This window comes from Alkalimarinus alittae, from assembly GCF_026016465.1.
Classification (GTDB): Bacteria; Pseudomonadota; Gammaproteobacteria; order Pseudomonadales; family Oleiphilaceae; genus Alkalimarinus; species Alkalimarinus alittae.
In genome coordinates, this window is the sequence record NZ_CP100390.1 from 2,500,810 (window position 1) to 2,522,720 (window position 21,911).

General features: G+C 43.4%; 22 protein-coding genes. 7 read left to right on the plus strand and 15 right to left on the minus strand.

From position 1 onward, the window contains the following. Positions 1-16 precede the first annotated feature (16 nt). Positions 17-1,228, minus strand: coding sequence for a CoA transferase (locus NKI27_RS11405; RefSeq protein WP_265046176.1), 1,212 nt, complete (start codon positions 1,226-1,228; stop codon positions 17-19). Positions 1,229-1,341: 113 nt separating this feature from the next. Here NKI27_RS11405 and NKI27_RS11410 point away from each other — a divergent pair, with 113 nt between their 5' ends. The 6 genes from NKI27_RS11410 to mce all read left to right on the plus strand — a co-directional run bounded on the left by NKI27_RS11410 (position 1,342) and on the right by mce (position 9,105). Next, entirely contained in the window at positions 1,342-2,361 is a 1,020-nt protein-coding gene (locus tag NKI27_RS11410) for a zinc-dependent alcohol dehydrogenase family protein (protein ID WP_265046177.1), read from the plus strand. Between the two features lie 261 nt (positions 2,362-2,622). Further along, positions 2,623-4,311, plus strand: a complete 1,689-nt coding sequence (locus NKI27_RS11415) for an acyl-CoA dehydrogenase family protein (protein ID WP_265046178.1) — start codon at positions 2,623-2,625, stop codon at positions 4,309-4,311. 15 nt (positions 4,312-4,326) lie between these two features. Next, the gene (locus NKI27_RS11420; RefSeq protein WP_265046179.1) at positions 4,327-6,357 is read left to right on the plus strand and encodes a protein meaA; all 2,031 of its coding nucleotides are present in this window, start codon (positions 4,327-4,329) and stop codon (positions 6,355-6,357) included. Further along, on the plus strand, positions 6,332-7,357 hold the full coding sequence (locus NKI27_RS11425; RefSeq protein WP_265046180.1) for a GTP-binding protein: 1,026 nt from the start codon (positions 6,332-6,334) through the stop codon (positions 7,355-7,357). The genes NKI27_RS11420 and NKI27_RS11425 overlap by 26 nt, the downstream gene beginning before the upstream one ends. Positions 7,358-7,393: 36 nt before the next feature. Beyond that, positions 7,394-8,644 carry a crotonyl-CoA carboxylase/reductase gene (gene ccrA / locus NKI27_RS11430; RefSeq protein WP_265046181.1) on the plus strand — a complete coding sequence of 417 codons (1,251 nt, stop codon included), beginning with the start codon at positions 7,394-7,396 and terminating at the stop codon, positions 8,642-8,644. 56 nt (positions 8,645-8,700) lie between these two features. Beyond that, positions 8,701-9,105: a methylmalonyl-CoA epimerase gene (mce, locus tag NKI27_RS11435; RefSeq protein ID WP_265046182.1), complete on the plus strand. Its 405-nt coding sequence runs from the start codon at positions 8,701-8,703 to the stop codon at positions 9,103-9,105. 96 nt (positions 9,106-9,201) lie between these two features. Here the strand turns inward: mce and htpX are convergent, their stop codons facing one another. The 11 genes from htpX to NKI27_RS11490 all read right to left on the minus strand — a co-directional run bounded on the left by htpX (position 9,202) and on the right by NKI27_RS11490 (position 18,224). Next, positions 9,202-10,053 (minus strand): protease HtpX, encoded by an 852-nt coding sequence (gene htpX, locus NKI27_RS11440; protein ID WP_265046183.1) that lies wholly within the window; start codon positions 10,051-10,053, stop codon positions 9,202-9,204. A 68-nt stretch (positions 10,054-10,121) separates the two neighbouring features. Next, entirely contained in the window at positions 10,122-10,754 is a 633-nt protein-coding gene (gene tmk, locus NKI27_RS11445) for a dTMP kinase (protein WP_265046184.1), read from the minus strand. Between the two features lie 33 nt (positions 10,755-10,787). Beyond that, positions 10,788-11,819, minus strand: a complete 1,032-nt coding sequence (mltG, locus tag NKI27_RS11450) for an endolytic transglycosylase MltG (RefSeq protein ID WP_265046185.1) — start codon at positions 11,817-11,819, stop codon at positions 10,788-10,790. Beyond that, entirely contained in the window at positions 11,816-12,694 is an 879-nt protein-coding gene (gene pabC / locus NKI27_RS11455; RefSeq protein ID WP_265046186.1) for an aminodeoxychorismate lyase, read from the minus strand. The genes mltG and pabC overlap by 4 nt, the downstream gene beginning before the upstream one ends. Further along, positions 12,691-13,941 (minus strand): beta-ketoacyl-ACP synthase II, encoded by a 1,251-nt coding sequence (fabF, locus tag NKI27_RS11460; RefSeq protein ID WP_265046187.1) that lies wholly within the window; start codon positions 13,939-13,941, stop codon positions 12,691-12,693. The genes pabC and fabF overlap by 4 nt, the downstream gene beginning before the upstream one ends. Positions 13,942-14,079: 138 nt before the next feature. Further along, positions 14,080-14,313: an acyl carrier protein gene (acpP, locus tag NKI27_RS11465; protein WP_265046188.1), complete on the minus strand. Its 234-nt coding sequence runs from the start codon at positions 14,311-14,313 to the stop codon at positions 14,080-14,082. A 118-nt stretch (positions 14,314-14,431) separates the two neighbouring features. Beyond that, on the minus strand, positions 14,432-15,175 hold the full coding sequence (gene fabG, locus NKI27_RS11470; protein ID WP_265046189.1) for a 3-oxoacyl-ACP reductase FabG: 744 nt from the start codon (positions 15,173-15,175) through the stop codon (positions 14,432-14,434). Between the two features lie 94 nt (positions 15,176-15,269). Continuing rightward, positions 15,270-16,205 carry an ACP S-malonyltransferase gene (gene fabD, locus NKI27_RS11475; RefSeq protein ID WP_320109423.1) on the minus strand — a complete coding sequence of 312 codons (936 nt, stop codon included), beginning with the start codon at positions 16,203-16,205 and terminating at the stop codon, positions 15,270-15,272. A gap of 139 nt (positions 16,206-16,344) precedes the next feature. Further along, positions 16,345-17,484, minus strand: coding sequence for a phosphate acyltransferase PlsX (gene plsX, locus NKI27_RS11480; protein WP_265046190.1), 1,140 nt, complete (start codon positions 17,482-17,484; stop codon positions 16,345-16,347). Continuing rightward, positions 17,465-17,644: a 50S ribosomal protein L32 gene (rpmF, locus tag NKI27_RS11485; protein ID WP_265046191.1), complete on the minus strand. Its 180-nt coding sequence runs from the start codon at positions 17,642-17,644 to the stop codon at positions 17,465-17,467. The genes plsX and rpmF overlap by 20 nt, the downstream gene beginning before the upstream one ends. A gap of 40 nt (positions 17,645-17,684) precedes the next feature. Further along, positions 17,685-18,224 carry a YceD family protein gene (locus NKI27_RS11490; RefSeq protein WP_265046192.1) on the minus strand — a complete coding sequence of 180 codons (540 nt, stop codon included), beginning with the start codon at positions 18,222-18,224 and terminating at the stop codon, positions 17,685-17,687. 114 nt (positions 18,225-18,338) lie between these two features. On the opposite strand from NKI27_RS11490, the gene NKI27_RS11495 reads away from it, so the two are divergent. Beyond that, positions 18,339-18,941: a Maf family protein gene (locus tag NKI27_RS11495; RefSeq protein WP_265046193.1), complete on the plus strand. Its 603-nt coding sequence runs from the start codon at positions 18,339-18,341 to the stop codon at positions 18,939-18,941. 205 nt (positions 18,942-19,146) lie between these two features. On the opposite strand, the gene NKI27_RS11500 is transcribed toward NKI27_RS11495, so the two are convergent. From NKI27_RS11500 to rluC, 3 genes are all read right to left on the minus strand, one after another. After that, a complete protein-coding gene (locus NKI27_RS11500; RefSeq protein ID WP_265046194.1) occupies positions 19,147-20,118 on the minus strand; it encodes a S49 family peptidase in 972 nt (323 codons plus the stop codon). A gap of 81 nt (positions 20,119-20,199) precedes the next feature. Then, positions 20,200-20,847, minus strand: a complete 648-nt coding sequence (locus tag NKI27_RS11505) for an HAD family hydrolase (protein WP_265046195.1) — start codon at positions 20,845-20,847, stop codon at positions 20,200-20,202. After that, positions 20,844-21,905 (minus strand): 23S rRNA pseudouridine(955/2504/2580) synthase RluC, encoded by a 1,062-nt coding sequence (gene rluC / locus NKI27_RS11510; protein WP_265046196.1) that lies wholly within the window; start codon positions 21,903-21,905, stop codon positions 20,844-20,846. Before rluC ends, NKI27_RS11505 begins: the two co-directional genes overlap by 4 nt. Positions 21,906-21,911 lie beyond the last annotated feature (6 nt).

Sequence of the window (21,911 nt, forward strand, 5' to 3'; positions counted from 1 at the left end):
CGGCTGATTCTTTAAACTAAGCTCCTGCAATCACACCCTTATCGTGTAATTTGCCTATTTGTGCAGAATCAAGTCCCAATACATCAGTTAATACTTCATCAGTATGCTGGCCTAGCTTAGGTGCAGGTCGAGCCGGCGCTCTCTCAAATGCAGAAAAATTCCAAGGTGCACCCGCTGCCAAATGACTACCCACTCCCGCTTGATCAATTTGGTTGAACATTGGATTGTCGGCTGAGCAATCTGGATTAGTGTCTACCATCTGCTTAACCGTTTGGTATCGACTCCAGCATACGCCATTTGCATTAAATACTTGTTCGACTTGTGCAAATGAATGACGTGCTATCCATCCTCCAATAAGGGCTGAAATTTCTTCTCGAGCCGCAAACCGGTTACCTTCTTGAGACAGGTCTAGCCCTAACGCTTCACCTAGCGCGGCCATAGCAGCGGTTGTTTCAGTGGCTATACATAACGACTTCCACTGTCTGCCCGTGAGCCCAATAACCATCACTCTTGCGCCGTCGTTACATAGGAAGTCACGACCAAAGGCACCGAAGAGATAATTACCATATCTAGGCCGTTCTTGCCCCAATTGAGCTTCTGCTATAAATCCGAGATGCCCCATAACAGCCATCGCGGCATCGGCTAATGCTAGTTTAACGTGCTGGCCTTCACCGGTACGATTGCGATGCCGCTCGGCAGCAAGCAAGCCCAATGCCGCCATTTGTCCGGTCACCAAATCCCATGCAGGTAATACATGGTTTGATGGTTCTTTACTCTCTGTACTGCCGGTTAAGAAAGGTAAGCCGATCGCAGGGTTAACGGTATAATCAACTGCAGAGCCACCATGGCGATCGCCTTGAATCGTTAGCTGTATAAGGTCTTCTCTATGAGCCGTTAACGCTTCAAATGAAAGCCACCCTTTTGGCGGAAAATTAGTTAACAGCATGCCAGCCTCTTTGCCTGGAGCTGTAATGATTTGACGAGCGAGCTCAGACCCTTCGGGTGATCTAAAATTTAACGCCACAGAGCGCTTTGACTTGTTCAAACCGGCCCAAAAAAGACTGACATTATCGTCTGTAACAGGCCATCGACGGTAATCCAGCCCCCCTCCGATAGCATCTATACGAATAACATCTGCGCCCAACTGAGCCAGCGTCATCCCACCTAAAGGTGCTGCAACAAATGCTGATGCTTCTACTACCCGCATACCCGAAAGGATACCTTTCATATCTCACTCCCTAAATTTTTTTCAGAATCATAAACCACAGTATGCTATAAATCCATTTTTGATCTTAGTAACATTCACCTCAATGATCTTTTGTAACACGACTGGAATTGTTTATGCGAGCGCTCATTTTCAAGCAACTAGGGGCAATAGAAACTGTCGAGCTAGCCGATTTACCACTATTAACACCTGAAAAAGGCCAAGTTCGTATAAAAATAACGTCAGCAGGACTAAACCGAGCTGACACTTTATTCCCTGAAGGTCGTTACTTCTTCAAACCACAGTTTTCGCGCCTAGCCTCAACCAACATCGATACAAACTACAGCCGACTAGGGTTTGAAGGCGCAGGTATTATTGATGCGGTTGGTCCTGAGGTTGATTATAGCGTGGGGGATCGAGTAGCCATTACCCCACTCGTACTCAATGTAAGCCATCAAGGCTGTATGGCCGAATACGGTATTTATGATGCAAACACCTTAATCCCTACACCTGACCGCATATCTGATGAGGATGCGGGTTCCATTTGGATGCAATACCTAACCGCTTGGGGCGGTCTCATTATCGATGGCCAATTAAAGCAAGGGCAATCTGTCGTCATAACCGCTGCATCAAGCTCCGTTGGCATCGCAGCCATACAGATAGCCAACATGCTCGGCGCTAACACAATTGCGACTACGACTAGCGAAGAAAAAATGGCGCAACTAAACCAATTAGGCGCCCAACATGTCATCAATATGAAAACAGATGATTATGTTACACAAATAAAACACCTAACTCAGAATAAAGGGACAGACCTTGTATTTGATGCAGTTGCGGGTCCCGATATACGCGACCTAGTACAAGGGTCTGCTAAAGGCGGTAAAATAATCATACAGGGCATGCTAGATAGACGCCCCATGGATATACACGCCGGCGTATTAATGAAAAGGCTGTTAACAGTTAAAGGCTTTACCTTAGACGAGGTACTAGAAAACCCTGAAATACTAGATGAATGTGTCACACAAATAACCAAGGGCATTAACACTAACCAGTTAACCCCCGTGATAGCACAGAAATTTACCTTACCTCAGTTTAAAGAGGCTTTTTCATTCCTTAAATCCAACAAACATACAGGTAAAATAGTGATCAATCCGTAAACAGTGTTTGTAATTTCTCTCTTTTTGACTAAATATCATCCTGTAAACTGCACCAAAAAAACTCAAAATTTTGATAATAATCACATACATGCTCAGTTTTAGAGCAGTCAGCCCGAGATTTTCTTTAGTTATAAATCTAATTAATATAGGATATCTCGACTATTTAACTAATACTTTAGGCTAATACCGCACTCATTTATATAAACTGTGCTGGTCTTAATTGCCCCTTTTATTCCCTACTTACACTAATTAGGAGGCCTCTTGTCTCAGCACCCATCACAACTTATTGACCAAGCTCTGGCTGCAGTCGAACTAGGACAGCAGCTGTTAAATCAATCATTGAGCTTCGTCAAAAAGAACTGCCTGAACGAAGCCGGACGCATATCAGCCTCTAAGTTAGATCATTATCAACTTGTATCTTACGACTTAGCGTTTTCTGCTGCCGAGCTAACCGGAGCAAAGTGCATGGTTGATTATGCACGTAAAATCAGAAGCAACAGAGGCGACACACAAGATTTACAAATTGAAGAGCGCATCACCCTACAGTTTTGTGCAGAAGTACTTCAAAATATTCGGGGTCGTTTAGCGCCAAGAAAGAAAGAATTTGGACTAACGCGTGAAGACTTTATCAATACATTAGACTCAGAAAGCGTACAAACTTTTTGTGACGAGCACTTATCAACCGATAAGTTAGTTGAACTTGGTCAGTTGGCACTTCGTGAAAATGGTCGCACTGGCGACTATGTGCTTGAAGAAGATAAAGAGATCATGCGTGAGACCTTTAGAAACTTTGCCACTGATGTTGTCATGCCTCTCGCAGAAGAAATTCATAGGCATGACCTTATCGTGCCAGATGAGATTCTCAACACACTCGTAGAAATGGGCTGCTTTGGTCTATCAATCCCCGAAAAATATGAAGGTCTTCAACCAGACGATCAAGAAGATAATATGGGGATGATCGTGGTCACTGAAGAGTTATCACGAGGTTCTTTGGCCGCAGCAGGTAGTTTAATTACACGCCCTGAAATCTTGTCGCGCGCGCTTCTAGCCGGTGGAACAGAAGAACAAAAGCAGTATTGGCTCCCTAAATTAGCGGCTGCAGACCCATTTTGTGCAGTCGCCATCACAGAGCCTGACTACGGTTCTGACGTCGCAGGCATGAAATTAAAAGCAGAGCGCGTAGAAGGTGGTTGGTTACTGAATGGCGCAAAAACCTGGTGTACCTTTGGCGGTAAAGCCGGCGTACTACTGACACTTGCTAGAACAGATACGGACCCGAGCCTTGGTCATAAAGGCCTCAGTATGTTCCTAGTTGAAAAACCTTCGTTTGATGGACATGACTTTTCTTATCAACAAGAAGGCGGCGGCAAACTTACAGGTAAGGCCATCCCAACCATTGGTTACCGTGGGATGCATTCATTTGATGTCTTTTATGATGACGTGTTTGTTCCTGATTCGAACCTACTAGGTGGCGAAGCCGGATTAGGTAAAGGCTTTTATTACACCATGGCTGGTTTCTCAGGTGGTCGAATTCAGACCGCAGCACGTGCGAATGGCTTAATGCAAGCCGCTTTTGAAGCAGGTATTAACTATGCCAAAGAGCGTAAAGTGTTTGGCGCACCTATTGGTGATTACCAACTCACACTCGTAAAACTAGCTAAGATGGCCACATTATTAACCGCATCAAGACAGTTCACCTATGCAGTTGGCCGTTTAATGGACGAAGGTAAAGGGCAAATGGAAGCGAGCCTAGTTAAACTGTTCGCGTGTAAAAGTTCTGAGTGGTTAAGCAGAGAAGCCATGCAAATTCATGGGGGGATGGGCTACGCTGAAGAGTCATCAGTTAGCCGCTATTGGATCGATGCAAGGGTCTTGTCAATTTTTGAAGGTGCAGAAGAAACATTAGCACTGAAAGTGATTGCCCGCTCGCTCATTGAGAATGCTGCATAAATCTAGGAAGGAACTATGACCGAACAAAATAACCACACCATCTATGATAAAAACGGCAAGCCTACAATCGATCGCCCATGGATTTTTCGCACCTATGCTGGGCACACTAATGTATGGGCAACCAATGCGCTTTACCGTGATAACTTGTCTAAAGGACAAACCGGTTTAAGTATCGCGATGGACTTGGCAACTCAGTGCGGTTATAGCTCCGACCACCCCATCGCCAAACCAGAAATTGGTAAAGTGGGTGTTCCTATTAATTCACTAGATGATTTTCATATTCTATTTGAGAATATTCCTCTTGAAGAAATGAATACATCAATGACCATTAATGGCACTGCCATGTGGTTATTATCCCTTTATGTCGCCCTCGCTGAAGAGCGAGGCGTAGACATTAGTCAATTGAAAGGTACTACGCAAAACGACCTTATCAAAGAGTATCTCGCACGGGGAACCTATATTTTCCCACCTGAAGACTCTATGCGCCTCATCGTTGATATGTACGAATTTTGTTTGCATAAAATTCCCAGTTGGAATGCATCGAACATCTGCTCATATCACTTACAAGAAGCTGGTGCGACTCCGGTTCAAGAGCTCGCGTTTGCATTGGTAACGGCAATTACGATTCTTGATGCAATCAAAGAGCGTGACTGCTTTACTGAAGAAGAATTCGAACGTTGTGTCGGACGGATCTCGTTTTTTGTTAATGCCGGCATGCGCTTTGTAGAAGAAGTTTCAAAAATGCGTGCCTTCTGCGAGATGTGGGATGAAATAACACAAGAGCGATATGGTGTTAAAAATGCCAAATATAGACGTTTTAGGTACGGTGTTCAGGTCAACTCGCTTGGGCTAACAGCAGAACAACCTGAAAACAATGCATGGCGAATTCTAATCGAAACACTCGGAGTCACTCTTAGCCGTAAAGCCCGTTGTCGCGCACTACAACTTCCCGCGTGGAACGAAGCACTCTCACTGCCCCGCCCTTGGGATCAACAATGGTCATTAAGAATTCAACAAATTCTTGCCTATGAAACAGACTTACTCGAGTATCCCGACTTACTTGAAGGTTCGGTTGTTATTGAGTCTAAAGTTAAGCAACTCAAAGATCAGGCATACACTGAGATCAACCGCGTTCTTGACCTAGGTGGCGGCGTAGAAGCCGTTAAGACCGGATACATGAAGTCTGCGTTAGTCTCATCACAAAGCCAGCGTATGGGCCGCCTCGCAAATGGCGAACAAATCGTTGTGGGTAAAAACAAATGGGTCGAAGGCTTAGAGTCTCCATTGGTGAGCGACAGCGACGGTGGTATCTTTATGGTCGACGCTAATGCCGCTCAAAAAACACTTGATGCACTAGAAGAAACAAAACGGACGCGAGATGATGCACGTGTGAAAGCAGCACTTAGTCGCCTAGCTGAAGAGGCCAAAAGTAATAATAACCTCATGGAAGCATCCATCGAATGCGCTAAAGCTCGTGTAACAACCGGAGAGTGGTCAGAAACACTTCGCAGCGTCTTTGGTGAGTATAGACCCCCAACAGGGGTTGATGGTCAGTCAATGTCTATTAAAGAAGATAGTGAGAGTCTTGTGTCTGTACGTAAGAAAATTGCTAACTTTATAGAAACCCATGGTTATCGTCCTCGCATTGTTGTAGGCAAACCCGGACTCGATGGACATTCAAACGGTGCCGAAATGATCGCTGTTGCAGCAAAACATGCTGGTTTTGATGTCGTCTATTTTGGAATAAGGCTTAGTGCATCCGACATTGTTCAGTCTGCACTTGAAGAAAACGTAGATCTCATCGGAATTTCTCTGCTATCAGGCTCGCATAATGAGATCATCACCCAGCTATTTGATGAACTCGACAAAAATGGTGCTAAAGATGCTATACCAGTAATACTGGGTGGCATCATTCCTGAACCAGATTACGATAGCCTGCTCGAAAAAGGTGTTAAACGCATATTCACGCCTAAAGATTTTGACCCAATGGTTGTCATGGGCGAAATTATGGACGTGATTAATGAGCAGAAATCAAAGCAGCATTGATTCAACGATGATGACTGAAATTAACGATATGCTTGAGCGAGCTACGAGGTTAGAGAAGTGGCCTCTAGCTCGCCTGATTTCGCAATTTGAAACCAGCACTGATAAAGCTAAACAGATACGCCACACTGTCATCGAGGCGCTTAATAACCGCCCTGATAAAATGAAAAAAAACGGACTAGTGCTCGGTATAACGGGGACTCCGGGCGCGGGAAAGTCTAGCCTTATAGGTGAAGTTTGCCTAAATATACTAGACAAAAAACCTGAGCTTTCGATTGCAGTCTTGGCGGTTGACCCTTCGAGTCAGCGGTCGGGCGGCTCTCTATTAGGCGACCGCACGCGTACTAACTTCCCAATTAATGACAATCGTTTATTCTTTCGCTCTCAGGCTTCAGACCTAGACTTAGGGGGCGTAGGCAAAAAGACATACCAAGTTACCCGCCTGCTAAGACATCTATTCGACATCATTATTATCGAAACCGTCGGTATTGGCCAAAGCGAGATTGAAATTGAACAACTTAGTGATCACACATGCCTGATACTTCAACCGTTTGCGGGTGACCAAGTTCAGTTTATGAAAGCAGGCATAATGGAAGTTCCCGATACGTTCATTATTAATAAGTGTGACGAAGATAGTCTCGCGAAAAAAAGTTATCACCTTTTAAAGTCGAGTCTAAAACTCGTTAATGTGTCAATTGACCAAGAGGTTGACGCAGCAAAGAAGATATTTTTAACCAGTGCGATTAAACAAAAAGGCATTGATGAGCTATCAAGCTTCATACTTCAACTTTATTCAGATCCAGCAGTAAGAAAGGATACACGAGAGCAAGAATTATTTTATCTACGTAAGTGGGTTCAACAGGAGTTCGGTCGCTTCGGCACATCACAACTTAATGCATTACCCGCTTACGAACTTCAGTCACACAATAGTTATGAGAAGAAGGAAAGCATCATTTTAGATGCGATACACGCGGTTATCCCTTCTCTCGCTATTACAGATTAACCAATTTAATAAACTTAAAATAAAAGGGAAACTGCTATGACAGCAACCAAAAATCTTTACGAAATCGGCGAAGCACCACCATTAGGTGAAGTACCTGAAAAAATGCACGCGTGGCTTATTCGCCCAGAACGTTTTGGCGAGCCTACTCAAGCGTTTCAGAAAGAAACGCTTGATGTGCCTGCCATAAAAGATGATGAAGTTTTGGTCTATGTCATGGCTGCAGGTGTTAACTATAATAATGTTTGGGCAGGCCTTGGCGTACCCGTAAACGTTATAGCAGCACGAAACAAAGCGGGTGAAACCGAAAACTTTCACATTGGCGGTTCCGACGCCTCTGGTATCGTTTATAAAGTCGGTAAAGATGTTACTAGCGTAAAAGTTGGTGATGAAGTTGTTGCTCACTGTGGTAGCTGGCAGAAAAACTGCCCAATGGAACAAGTCGGTAAAGACCCCATGTATGACGATAGCTTCAGAATTTGGGGCTATGAGACAAACTATGGCAGTTTTGCTCAATTTACCAAAGTTCAAGACCACCAACTACTTCCTAAGCCTAAGCACTTAAGCTGGGAAGCGGCCGCAACCTATATGTTAGTAGGTGCAACGTCTTACCGCATGCTTATGGGCTGGCAACCAAACACGGTTAAAAAAGATGATGTTGTTTTAGTTTGGGGGGGGGCTGGCGGTATCGGCTCCATGGCGATTCAAATTGCTAAAGCGCAAGGCGCTAAACCTATTGCCGTCATTTCTGATGATAGCAAGATCGATTTCTGCATGAAGCTTGGTGCAATAGGTTGCATCAACCGTAATGATTTTGACCACTGGGGTATGATGCCTCACTGGAAAGATCAAGAAGCATACGGCCAGTGGGTAAAAGGGGCACGTAAATTCGGTAAAGCTATCTGGGATATCCTGGGTGAGAAACGTGGCGTCGATATCGTATTTGAACACCCTGGTGAAACAACACTACCTACCTCGGTGTTTGTTTGTGAAACCGGTGGAATGGTCGTTATCTGTGCGGGTACCACTGGCTTTAATGCTACCTTAGACCTTCGCTACCACTGGATGCGTCAAAAGCGCTTGCAGGGCTCTCATTTTGCCAACGATGATCAGGCCAAAGGTATTAATGATTTAGTTGCTGCTGGTAAAGTTGATCCATGCCTTGCCAATACGTATACCTACGACCAGTTACCAGAAGCTCACCAATTAATGTATGAAAACAAACACCCGGCTGGAAACATGTCTGTCTTAGTCGGCGCTAAAGACACCAACATGGGTATTAGTGAGTAATCTAAAATCTCCTCGTTCAACAGAGCGAGGAGGCTTTTAAAGTAGAGTGTTAAACCATGATTAAGAAAATTGACCACTTGGGTATTGCAGTAACAGACCTTAAAGAAGCCATCGAGGTCTATAAAAATATAGGCCTTGAGTTTGTCGGCACTGAAGTCGTTGACGAACAAAAAGTTGAAACTGCTTTTTTTAAAGTAGGTGAATCATATTTCGAACTGCTCGCAGCCACCGACCCATCAAGCCCAATTGCTAAGTTTATCGATAAAAACGGGGGGCGTATGCATCATATTGCCCTAGCTGTTGATGATATTGAAGCAGAAATAGAGCGTCTTTCTGGGCTAGATTTTGAAATGATCGACACCGTTCCACGGAAAGGTGCACACGGAAACTTGATTGCCTTTATGCATCCAAGATCGACCAAAGGTACGCTTTTAGAAATTTGTGCTAAAGCAAAAGCTTAGTGTTTAAATTCTTTTTCGCGCCAAAGTGGTGCTCCTACAAATGCTATTAAGTGTGTGTTAATTCATGTAGGAGTACCACTTTGGCGCAGCTAAACGTTATTGCCGCCCCTGTAATGCCGCTATTCTTTTCTCTAATGGAGGATGGCTCATAAACAGCTCAGACATTGCCCTTTTACCACTAATACCAAAAGCGGTTAATTGTCCATCAAGTTGACTTTCAGTTTTATCACCTTGCAATCGTCTTAATGCATCAATCATCTTTTGCTTGCCTGCTAAGCTGGCACCACCTTCATCGGCACGGAACTCTCTGTAACGAGAAAACCACATGACGATAATACTGGCTAGGGCACCGAATACAACTTGGAAGAACATCACCGTTAAAAAGTAAACGAAACGGTTATCACTGCCCCGGCTAATCGCACTCGCCGCTATGCGAGCAAAAAAGAATACAAAGGTGTTCATCACACCTTGAAGCAGAGTCATAGTAACCATATCACCATTAGCTACGTGGCTTACTTCATGGCCTAGTACTGCCTCTGCTTCATCTTGCGTCATACTCTGAAGCAGCCCAGTGCTAACGGCTACCAATGCATTATTTTTATTCATCCCCGTCGCAAACGCATTAATCTCGGGAGAGTCATACATTGCGACTTCCGGCATGCCAATGCCTGCTGCATCTGCTTGTTTTTTTACAGTACTCAAAAGCCAGCTTTCTTGCGCATTGCGAGGTTGCTCAATGACATAAGCACCCACGCTTCTTTTAGCAACCCATTTAGACATTGCGAGCGAAATAAAAGAGCCCCCCATACCAAAAACAGCAGATATAACTAAAAGACCACTAGTGCCTTCAGGGTGTATTCCTAATATTGGTAAAACGACATTAAGTACAATGCCCAAAACAATCAATATCGCGAAGTTAGTCGCAATAAACAGCATAATACGTTTCATAATTTCTCCAGAACAGTTTATCCAGAACAATCTAATTAAAGTTGATCATCAGTCGAATAAAGCAAATATTAAACCGATGTATCTATAATCTTTTCTATTACCGTTTTGAGCTGACGCTGTACATTATCAAGCGTTTTAGACGCGTCGATTATCTCAAATCGTTGTGGTTCGTTATTCATTCTATCTAAGTAAACATTTCTCACTCGTTCGAAAAATGCGGTTTTTTCATTTTCAAATCGATCTAGCACCCCTCTTTTATGGGCTCTAGCCATACCTATTTCAACGGATGCGTCTAATAATATTGTTCTATCGGGTCTAAATCCCCCTTGAACAAACCGTTCTAAAATACCAATCTTCTCAGCATCAACCCCCCTACCACCGCCTTGATATGCGTAAGTGGCATCAGTAAAGCGGTCAGATATAACCCACTTACCTTCTGCAAGTGCGGGTTTAATCAAACTTTCAATATGCTGGGCTCTTGCTGCAAACATGAGTAATAATTCAGCGCTTTCAGCCACCGTTTCAGTTCTATTTTTAAGTAAAACCTCTCTAATTTCTTCCGCCATATCGGTACCACCCGGCTCTCGGGTGACAACAACATCTATACCTCGAGACTCTAGCGCCTGACGAATAAATGCGATATTAGTGGATTTACCTACGCCTTCCACGCCCTCTACCGTTAAAAAAAGCCCTTTATTCACAATCAAATAACCTCAAATACGTTTATAGACTCACTATTTGGTAGAGCGATAGCCCTTTTTACGTTTGTATATCTGGTATTTATTAACGGCATTAACATGCTCTTTAAGCGTTTCAGAGAAATAATGTAGCCCATTACCTTTAGCTACAAAATACAATGTCTTAGATGAATCGGGATGTAACGTTGCATGTATTGCCTCTCTGCCCGCTAGCGCAATTGGCGTTGGCGGTAATCCGTTAATTCGATAAGTATTATACGGAGTATGTTCTCTCAAGTGTGCCCGAGTGATATTGCCATCATAGTCGTCCCCTAAACCATAAATAACGGTGGGATCTGTTTGCAACCTCATCCCTTTATTTATTCTCCGAACAAAGACACCTGCTATCTGTTCTCGCTCAGATGCGTCTCCGGTTTCTTTTTCAACAATTGAAGCCAAAATTAAAGCTTCATAGGGCGTCGCTAACGGTACACGTTTATCGCGTGCCTCCCACTCTTCGTTTAATACTTTCTGCATTCGATTAAACGAACGTATGAGAATACTTAGGTCTGAATCATTCTTTCGATAGGTATAAGTGTCGGGGAAAAACAACCCCTCAGGGTGTGTATACTGGTCAGTTACTGCACTTAGAATTTCCAAAGGCTTATTATCACCCACCACTTGCTTTAGTTTATTATGACGAGATAATTCAGCGAGAACATCTTTAAACGTCCATCCTTCGACGAAAGTGATTTGATAACTAATTGAATGCCCAGCAACCAACAAGTCTACTAACTGTGGGATCGTTAACCCACGTTCTAACTTATACTCGCCTGCTTTCAACTGGCCACTCAACCCACTTAACCGACCATACACTTTCATCAGCCAGGGCGAATCCAATATCCCTTCATTAATAAGTTGCTGAGTAATCGAAGTAAAACTTTGACCTGATCGAATCTCTATAACCTTTGTATCATCAAGCCCTGGGATCGGTCGATCAAGCTCATATTGATAATAAGCAACAACAGAAATAGCGCATACCGATAACGCTATGACGAAGGAAATCAGGGTAATTAATAATTTATTCAAACCTTATACTCATACTTCAATTGATCATTTAGTAAGTGCTGTATTTTATAAACTAGAGGGCTAATAGGTAACTCATTACCATCTAATCGACGCACAGGCCACACCCCTAAAATACTATTAATAATCGCCATCCCGCAAAACTCAGCTATAGTAGATGGCGTAACCGTATCAATACGGGCGCTGAGCCCTAGCTTTTTAACATTATCAAAAATAAATTGTCTAGCAACCCCATCAACACCGCACAATTTAGTATTTGGCGACACAATACCCTGACTTTCAAAGAATATGATATTAGACTTTGTACCCTCTATCACACGCCCCTTTTGATCTAACATTACCCCCTCTGACACAGACGAGTCTAACTCAGCACTCGCGAGTACTTGATCTAATCGGTTAAGGTGCTTAATGCCCGCTAACGCAGGATTTTCAGAGAGCCTGTGGTGACAGGTCATTAAGTTAACACCCTCTGAAGCGTAATCTGATGGGTATTCTGGAAGCGGATAACAAATAATGACTTCGCTAGGGCTAGTCTGAGCAGGCAGTTGATAACCTCGACCGCCGGCCCCTCTAGAGACAATGATTTTAACTACGCAAATTTCGTTGGCTTTCCCGGCTTTTTTAACAACGCTATCAAGTCCAGATTTTAAACGTTGTGTCAGTTCAGTATCGGTAGGGATTTTTAGCTTTTTACAACCATCCGTGAGTCTTTTACAGTGATATACCCATAACAATGGCTCACCATTAACCACTCTAATGGTTTCAAATAAACCATCGCCATACATAAATCCCCTATCAAAGACATCGAGAGCGTCTTTAAATACACCATTAATCAGTACAGGGGGTGACAACGCTTCACTAACGGGCAACTGAGTCACCCGTTAAACTTTGCAAACAACAGAGATCCATTAGTTCCGCCAAAACCAAAAGAGTTCGATAAAGCGTAATTTACAACGCCTTCTTGCGCTTTATTTGCGACAAAGTTGAGATCACACTCATCATCAGGGTTTTCTAAATTGATGGTGGGTGGAACAATGTTGTGCAAGATACTATTGATACAAAAAATAGCTTCGACAGCACCCGCAGCCCCTAATAGATGGCCAGTCATTGACTTAGTGGAGCTGACTTTTAACGAGGGTGCATCACTGCCGAATACAGCTTTTATAGCTCGACACTCTGCGATATCGCCCTGTGAGGTTGAAGTCCCATGAGCATTAATATAACCAATTTGAGAGGTATTCAGGCTAGCGTCGTTTATCGCTCGCTTCATCGAAAGCTGAGCCCCTTCACCGTTTGCTGAAGGTGACGTTATATGAAATGCGTCATCACTCATACCAAAACCGACAAGCTCACATAGAATGTTCGCACCGCGTTTCTTCGCACATTCCAATTCTTCTAATACGATAACACCTGCCCCGTCACTTAGCACAAAACCGTCACGATCTTTATCCCACGGCCGGCTTGCGCGCTCAGGTTCATCATTACGCGTTGATAGTGCCCTTGCCGAACAAAATGAAGCTAAGCCTGTTGGCGTAGTGGCCATTTCAGCTCCGCCAGCAAGCATAATGTCAGCATCGCCATAAGCAATTGTTCTCGCGGCATAACCAATATTGTGTGTACCAGTGGTGCAAGCTGTCGTAATAGCAATATTAGGCCCTTTAAACCCGTAACGTATCGCCAGATTACCTGCGATCATATTAATCACCGAGCCAGGTACGAAAAACGGAGAAACCTTTCTTGGCCCACCATCCAGCAACGCTTTATAGTTATTCTCAATAGTTTCTAAGCCACCTATCCCCGAACCGATTGCCACGCCGACTTTTTCAAGTAACGCTTCATCCTCACACGTATCAAGCCCTGCAGACTCAACAGCCTGAATAGCGGCAACTAAACCATATTGCATAAAGCGGTCAATCTTACGGATATCTTTTTTGCTAAGGTACTGCTCTATATCTAGCCCTTTAACCGCTCCACCTATTTTGGTAGCAAAGCGTTCAGTATCAAAATTATCAATGTAGCCAATGCCACTAACACCTTTTATTGCCGCATCCCAAGAATCAGCCGTGTTATTTCCCAAGGGAGATAACATACCGGTACCAGTCACAACCACTCTCCTTAATGCCATTTGAAACCTCACTTACTTGGTATAAAAATCAGTTAATTTTTCAAATAAAGAAAAATAACTCGGTGCGCTAGAAACTAAAAAGCCGCTCGAAATTGAAATTCGTGCGGCCTATGGCTTGGCTAAGATAAAACTAACTTTTTATTGGTTCGAGATGATGTAGTCGATTGCATTCTGCACAGAGGCAAGTTTTTCTGCTTCTTCATCAGGAATTTCGGTCTCGAACTCTTCTTCAAGCGCCATCACTAACTCAACTGTATCCAGAGAGTCTGCACCTAAATCTTCAACAAAAGAAGAAGTATTCTGTACTTCAGACTCTTTAACACCTAGTTGTTCACAAACAATTTTTTTAACGCGCTCTTCGACTGTACTCATACTTTCCTCACTATATATAAACCAAGCACTTAGTTGCGTGCTAGTCTAGTAGAATATAAAACCTTAAACAAGCGTGATTTGAACATAAAAGCTTAGGTTGGACACTAATCCAACACTATTACCCCATGTACATTCCACCATTTACATTGATTGTTTCACCTGTCACATACCCAGCTGCATCACTCGCCAAAAACCCCACAACTGCAGCAACCTCTTCAGGGCTACCTAGCCGGTTAGCAGGTATAATCGACAACATTGAATTAACTTGGTCTTCGTTAAGCTCTTTAGTCATATCTGTATCGATAAAGCCAGGCGCTACCGAATTTACAGTAATACCTCTGCCCGCCATTTCTTTTGCTAATGAGCGAGAAAACCCCTCTACACCAGCCTTTGCAGCAGCATAATTCACTTGTCCAGCATTACCCATCGATGCGACCACTGAACTTACGTTAATAATCCTGCCCCATTTGGCCTTAGACATCCCTCTCATTACGGCCTTGGATGTTCTATACATAGAGGATAAATTTGTATTTAATACCGAATCCCACTCATCTGCCTTCATTCTTAGCAGCAAGTTATCCTTAGTTATACCGGCATTATTAACCAACACTAATGGCACGCCGTATGCCGACTTAACTTGATCAATTCCATCTTCTACTGACTGAGAATTAGACACATCCATCACTATACCATCACCGCTTAACCCCCAGCGAGCAAAGTAGTGTGAGATCGCTGACGCACCCTCTTCTGTCGTCGCGGTTCCAATCACGGTGTAGCCTTGAGTCGCCAATGTCTTTGCAATAGCCTTCCCAATTCCCCGACTTGCACCCGTAATCAATGCAACCTTATTTTCTAAAGACATTTACAACTCCCTTATAGCCAGACTTAAATGATCAACCGTCTTCGGTCTAGCTGCATAATGTAAAACATACTTTATTAGCTGAGACATCAAAATATTACTTAGATGTTTCCTGTACTGCTTCTCTCAATTTTTCCGGGTTTTCAATAGTAAAACCAACAAGGTTTCGATCAATTCGTTTAACTAAACCTGATAACACCTTACCCGGGCCACATTCTACTACCGCTTCCGCCCCTTGCTCTGCCACGCATTTCACACTCTGAGTCCATAACACCGGAGAATAGAGCTGTTTTACTAAATTATCGATTAGTATGCTTTTATCTGTCTCTAAAGTAGCCGTTACATTCTGTATAACAGGTATGACAGCATCATTAAAATCAAGCGATCTAAGTGCTTCCTCTAAACGTGTAGCGGCCTGCTTCATCAGAGCGCTATGAGCGGGAACACTCACCGGTAATGGCAATGCTCGTTTAGCGCCAGCTTCTTTACAGGCGATAATCGCTCGATCAACGGCCGTCTTACTTCCGGCAATCACCACTTGGCCAGGCGCATTAAAGTTAACCGCAGAAACCACATCGCCTTGCGAGGCTGTCTCGCACGCCTTAACAACACCTTCATCATCTAAACCGATAATAGCCGCCATTGCGCCTTCCCCAAGAGGAACCGCTTGTTGCATTAGCTGACCGCGAAGCTGCACTAATTTTACCGCATCAGTAAACGATAAGGCCTCTGCAGCGACCAACGCAGTGTATTCACCCAAACTATGCCCTGAAACACAACAAGGCGCACCCCCACCTAGCTCCTGCCATACGCGATACAATGCAACACTCGCAACCAAAATGGCAGGTTGAGTGTTTTCAGTTTTATTTAACGTTTCTAAGGGGCCATCACTCACTAAAGCCCACATATCAAATCCAAGCGCTTCAGACGCTTCTGCAAAGGTGTTACGAACAACCTCAAATTCAGCGTACGCATCTGAGAGCATACCTATGGACTGTGAACCTTGACCCGGAAATAAAATCGATGTTTTCATAATTGCAGCGTAATTGATTAATTTAGTTATCACGATTAGCCATTGGTATAGTTGCCATATGGCACGCTATATACCTTAACTGAATCACCCAAAATGACAGCATTGCTGCCTGAGGTATCAAAACCTAGCACAAGGATTATTAAAAAAGTAACTCATCAAGCCGGCTATTTATCATGTCAGGCACCTTTCGTTCAACCTCATTGAATGCCTGATCTATAGCACATGAAAAGGCTTCGGCGTCTGCATTACCATGACTCTTCACTACAACACCTTGTAAGCCTATGAAAAGAGCGCCATTATGCTTAGCTGGATCAATTTTCTTTAATAACCGCCTAAACAACGGTATAACCAACTTACCCAAAATGCGGGTATACCAATGAGCTTCAAATATTCGAAAAAGAGACTGGTATAGTAGCTTTGCAACCCCCTCACCCGTTTTCAAAGCAATGTTACCCACAAAACCATCACATACCACTACATCAGCAACATCATTAAATAGATCGCTTCCCTCAATGTAGCCAACATAATTAATACCATCGCACTCTACCAACATGCTGGATGCCAATCTTACCTGCTCACTTCCCTTTATCTCTTCTTCGCCAACATTAATTAGAGCAACACGAGGCTTATCGATACCCTCAAGGGTCTCAACAAGTATCGACCCCATCAAACCAAACTGATACAAGTGCTCAGCAGTACTGTCGACATTAGCACCAAGATCCAAGACGTAACAACTGCCTTTGGGAGCGGGAAGTTTTTTAGTGATTGCAGGGCGATCTATACCCGGACACATACCTAGAATAGAGCGACCAAGTAACATTAATGCACCCGTATTCCCCGCACTTACACAACCACCCGCAACACCGTCTTTAACCAACTGGAGCGCAATCGCCATTGAAGAATTTTGTTTTCGTCTAAGTGCTCGGGAAGGCCTATCACTCATCAATACAACGTCTGGCGCATGATGAATAATTAAACGACCACTTTCTTTATAGGCCGTAAACAGCGTTTTGAGGTGCGGAGCTAAAGGAGGGTTATCAGGTACTTCAGATACAATAGGCATATCCCCAGAGAGAGGGGTATTTTTGTCGAAATTCAGATACAACAAAGCCTCAAGCTTACTCTGATCACCGACCAGGATAATACTTAAGGCCTCATTTCTTTTGAGACTTTCTAGTGCTGCGATGACTGTTGCCTGGGGAGCAAAGTCCCCACCCATTGCATCAACAGCAACAGTGACTCGGCCAACCAAAGCAGTATTAGTCGTCAGAAGACTCAATTACCTTTTTACCACGTAGGAAACCATCAGGAGTCACGTGGTGACGACGATGAACTTCACCAGTAGTAGGATCGGTAGATAGTGTAGTTGCACTCAATGAATCGTGTGAACGACGCTGTCCACGTCTAGATCGAGTTACTTTACTCTTTTGAACTGCCATTGGTTATTTACTCCAAGTAATCTCAGATAAGAATACTACGTTACTTATCGAATTTAATGTTAGACAAAACCCCAAAAGGGTTTGGCTTTGTATCTTCTACTGCTTCAACCTCTAATTCTTCGTCATAAAAATCAACGATAGAAGCATCCACTTTGCAGTCTTTTGGCTCATGGTAAGCAAACATTGGAACACTCAAGAGCAACTCTTCATCAAGTATATCAGAGAGCTCCATATTGTCATCTAGCTCAACCATAAGCGGTTCATAAATCTTAGGAAGATTTATGGCTTGCTCGTCAGTTAAAACAAGTCCTAAAGTAAATTCAGATTGAATTGATTTAGTAACCGGCTCCAGACAACGTTGACAAACCATGGAAACATCACATGATAGCTTGCCACTCAATATTCTTAATCTTTGCTCATCGCGACCAAACACTAACTCTGCATTCACGTCACCCTCAGAGCTAACAAGTAACTCTGATACTCTTGGCAACTTACTTAAAGAGATAGAACCAACAAGTTCGGTTCCCTGCTCCGCAAGTTTCACTGGATTAACAGTTAGTGGTAAGGGCATCTTTGACATAAGCGCGCAATTTTAGGGGCGAATTTAAGTATTGTCAAAACATTATGCTGAATTTAGCATATATTCTAAGCATCTCATTCAAATACAGTGTAAAACCGAGAAATAGGACCCATAATGAGCGACTTACCCCTGGTTTTAGCTTCATCATCCCCATACCGAAGCGCAATTTTAGAAAAAATAAACCTTCCGTTTATTTCTGTGTCACCTAATATTAATGAAAGCGCGCACAATAATGAAAGCCCCGAAGCATTGGTTGCAAGAGTCACTCAAGAAAAAGCATTCGCTATTCAGAGTAACTTTCCAAACCACCTAATCATTTCATCAGACCAAATTGCCACACTAAGTGACGGCACCATTCTCACAAAACCGCACACTCATGACAATGCGATTAAGCAACTTCAAGCCTGCAACGGTAAGCGCGTAACATTTCTAACAGGCTTATCTCTTTTAAATACAGCCACGCACAACCACCAACTTATTATTGAACCCTTCGACGTCACCTTTAGAACACTTTCTAATGACGAGATAGACAATTATCTTAGACTCGAACAACCTTATGATTGTGCAGGTAGTTTTAAAGTGGAGGGGCTGGGAATTTGCTTATTTGAAAGCCTCACAGGAAATGACATCAACGCATTAGTCGGACTACCCTTAATAAAACTGCTTGAGCTATTACGAAATGAGTCAGTAAACCCTCTAAGCAAGAGAAATAACTAGCGCCATTCCATAACACCACGCTTGATTCTTCTTGCTACCCTCGCGAAGACGGGGGTCCACTATATTAGTGTGGTTTAATATTCGAATTCCCGCCTTCGCGGGAATGACAACCATTTCTGAATAGATATCAAACAGTCAAGCTGTAAAGGGTGCCCCCTCAAAACTTGACCACCCAGATATTCGTAATCTATAAACAAGCACCATACTATTGAAGCTTCATAGCACCACTTACAACACTATTTGAAATTGCATTACCCATTGAGGCACCTAGACGCTTAGTAAACCGCTCAAATGGATCAGGCTTAGGCGTGAAATCCACTATATTCTCTTCTCCAACAATCTCTCTAGCCACATAACCTGGGCTTCCAAGGCCATCTATCAAGCCTAAATCGAGTGCTTGCTCGCCGCTCCAGACCAACCCCGAAAATAATTTAGGGTCATCTTTAAGACGCTGACCACGCCCCTCTTTAACCTTGCTAATAAATTGATTATGAGTCGTAGTTAAAACAGTCTTCCAAAACGCCACCTCTTCATCTTTTTCAGGCGAGAACGGATCTAAAAAGCCTTTATGATCTCCTGACGTATAACTACGACGTTTAACGCCCAACTTATCGAGCGTTTCAACAAACCCAAAACCTGCGGCGGTAACGCCAATCGACCCTACAAGACTCGCCTTATCAGCATAAATATCATCAGCTGCTGCAGCGATGTAATAAGCGCCCGACGCACCAATATCACCAATAACCGCATAAACCTTAGTTTCAGGGTATAAGCCTCTCAACCTTTTAATTTCATCATAAACATAACCAGACTGAACCGGACTCCCGCCAGGGCTGTTTATTCTTAGAATAATACCTTTAGTGCCCTTATCTTTAAATGCATTACGGAGCCCACCCACAATAACGTCGGCAGCAGCATCCTCATTTACAGCGATTACCCCACTTACATCAACTATCGCAGTATGCCCATTACCCACAGCAACACTACTAGAATCAATATTCGCATTAAACAAATAGAGCAGCGCAAACAAATAGGTAAACGTTAAGAACTTAAAAAAGATCCCCCAGCGCCTAGAACGCCGATGCTCGGCACTCATCTGAAGCATTGTTTTCTCAATAACCTTCCACTCTTTAGTACTTTCAGGCCGTATATCGTTCAACTGATCATCCTCTAGCATCCGTATTAATCTTATAAATATCCAACATAGACAAACTTATATAAAACATTGTGTTAATTCAATATTTTAACGATTCACAACTCAACCCATCAAATGCTTAGCCAGTTCATTCAGACTATCAACCACCACAATAGGCTGATACTTTTCCAATCGAGCCCTAGGTTGAGCACCAAAGGAAACCCCCATTCGATCGACTCCTGCCCGCTGAGCCATTTCCATATCAAAGTCAGTATCGCCCACCATTAACATTTCATGGGGCTGAACACCAAGCTCAGACATAATTTGATTCAACATTAAAGGGTGAGGCTTAGATTTAGTCTCATCAGCACAACGCTCAATGGAGAAATATTGCTGAAGCCCTGTTGATTTCAGCGCAATATCAAGACCTCTACGACTCTTTCCCGTAGCAACTGCAAGCCGAACTCCTCGTTCAGACAACTGTTCAAGCACTATATTTACATGCGGAAATAAATCCCTAGCACCCACCTCGGTTGCAAAAAATGCTTCCCCATAATGCGACCGAAATACATCTACATCCTGATCTGCAAGCGTGGCATAAAGTGTTTGAATCGCCTCCGTCATCCCCAGACCAACTATATTACGCACACGCTCATCTGGCAGCTCATCTAACGACATCTTCGCAGCGGCCTGCTTCATACTACGAACAATATGATCAACCGAGTCTACTAGCGTACCATCCCAGTCAAAAGCAACCACCTTATACTTCATTTCTCGCCCCCTTTAAACTGCCCTCCTGCTAAAGACAACCCATCAACCACTTTGGCAAAACTACTCTCATACGGTGCCTTAAATACCGTCACTTTTCGCTCAGAAGGAAGTTTGACAGCTAATTCAGCTGCATGCAGCATTAACCGTTTAGCCCCCAGGCGCTTCATATCTTTATTAATGTCATCGATACCATACTTCTCATCACCCAGAATAGGGTAGCCTGCAAAGGTCGCATGCACACGAATTTGGTGAGTTCGTCCTGTAATAGGGCTTGCTTCAACCAGTGTAAAGCCCTTATATCGCTCTATCAGCCTAAATTTAGTTAAAGAAGGCTTACCCTCTTGAGTAACTGTGACAACTCGCTCACCCGACTTCAATTCATTTTTAAGTAAAGGCGCATTAACCTCACGAACATGACTAGGCCACTTACCCACAACAACCGTATGATAGATTTTCTTCATACCGTCTTCCCTCAAGCACTGATGAAGGTATTTCAGCATCGGTCTTTTTTTCGCAATCAATAAACAACCTGAAGTATCCCGATCTAATCGGTGAACAAGCTCTAAAAACTTTTCATCTGGCCTTATGGCTCGAAATGCTTCGATTACACCAAGGTTAATGCCGCTACCACCATGCACAGCAAGCCCAGAAGGCTTATTAATGACCAGCAACTCTTTATTTTCAAATATAATTGAATTCTCTAGCAACGTCGTAATTTTGTCGCTTGGCTTAACAGGTGAGCTCTCAGTCCTAACTGTAACAGGCGGAACTCGAACAACATCCCCTGCCACTAACTTATATTCAGGCTTAACTCGCCCTTTATTCACCCGCACCTCGCCCTTTCTTATTATTCTATAAATTTTACTCTTTGGAACACCTTTTAGAATTAGTAACAAAAAATTATCAATCCGCTGCGTTTCATTATTCTCAGTTACGGTCACAAACTGCACCTTGGGACTACTCACACCCTCAGTCGCACCCAACTTATTAGAGACAGACGACGTATCAGCTCTAGGTAAAGTATCACTGACGGCAGAAGCGTTAACTTTATCATTCATATATAG

Excerpts from the sequence above, each read along its gene's own strand:
- NKI27_RS11405 (WP_265046176.1), bottom strand. The coding sequence starts at position 1,228 with ATGAAAGGTATCCTTTCGGGTATGCGGGTAGTAGAAGCATCAGCATTT.
- NKI27_RS11410 (WP_265046177.1), top strand. The coding sequence starts at position 1,342 with ATGCGAGCGCTCATTTTCAAGCAACTAGGGGCAATAGAAACTGTCGAG.
- NKI27_RS11420 (WP_265046179.1), top strand. The coding sequence starts at position 4,327 with ATGACCGAACAAAATAACCACACCATCTATGATAAAAACGGCAAGCCT.
- NKI27_RS11425 (WP_265046180.1), top strand. The coding sequence starts at position 6,332 with ATGAGCAGAAATCAAAGCAGCATTGATTCAACGATGATGACTGAAATT.
- ccrA (WP_265046181.1), top strand. The coding sequence starts at position 7,394 with ATGACAGCAACCAAAAATCTTTACGAAATCGGCGAAGCACCACCATTA.
- mce (WP_265046182.1), top strand. The coding sequence starts at position 8,701 with ATGATTAAGAAAATTGACCACTTGGGTATTGCAGTAACAGACCTTAAA.
- htpX (WP_265046183.1), bottom strand. The coding sequence starts at position 10,053 with ATGAAACGTATTATGCTGTTTATTGCGACTAACTTCGCGATATTGATT.
- fabF (WP_265046187.1), bottom strand. The coding sequence starts at position 13,941 with ATGGCATTAAGGAGAGTGGTTGTGACTGGTACCGGTATGTTATCTCCC.
- acpP (WP_265046188.1), bottom strand. The coding sequence starts at position 14,313 with ATGAGTACAGTCGAAGAGCGCGTTAAAAAAATTGTTTGTGAACAACTA.
- fabG (WP_265046189.1), bottom strand. The coding sequence starts at position 15,175 with ATGTCTTTAGAAAATAAGGTTGCATTGATTACGGGTGCAAGTCGGGGA.
- fabD (WP_320109423.1), bottom strand. The coding sequence starts at position 16,205 with ATGAAAACATCGATTTTATTTCCGGGTCAAGGTTCACAGTCCATAGGT.
- rpmF (WP_265046191.1), bottom strand. The coding sequence starts at position 17,644 with ATGGCAGTTCAAAAGAGTAAAGTAACTCGATCTAGACGTGGACAGCGT.
- NKI27_RS11490 (WP_265046192.1), bottom strand. The coding sequence starts at position 18,224 with ATGTCAAAGATGCCCTTACCACTAACTGTTAATCCAGTGAAACTTGCG.
- NKI27_RS11495 (WP_265046193.1), top strand. The coding sequence starts at position 18,339 with ATGAGCGACTTACCCCTGGTTTTAGCTTCATCATCCCCATACCGAAGC.
- NKI27_RS11500 (WP_265046194.1), bottom strand. The coding sequence starts at position 20,118 with ATGCTAGAGGATGATCAGTTGAACGATATACGGCCTGAAAGTACTAAA.
- NKI27_RS11505 (WP_265046195.1), bottom strand. The coding sequence starts at position 20,847 with ATGAAGTATAAGGTGGTTGCTTTTGACTGGGATGGTACGCTAGTAGAC.
- rluC (WP_265046196.1), bottom strand. The coding sequence starts at position 21,905 with ATGAATGATAAAGTTAACGCTTCTGCCGTCAGTGATACTTTACCTAGA.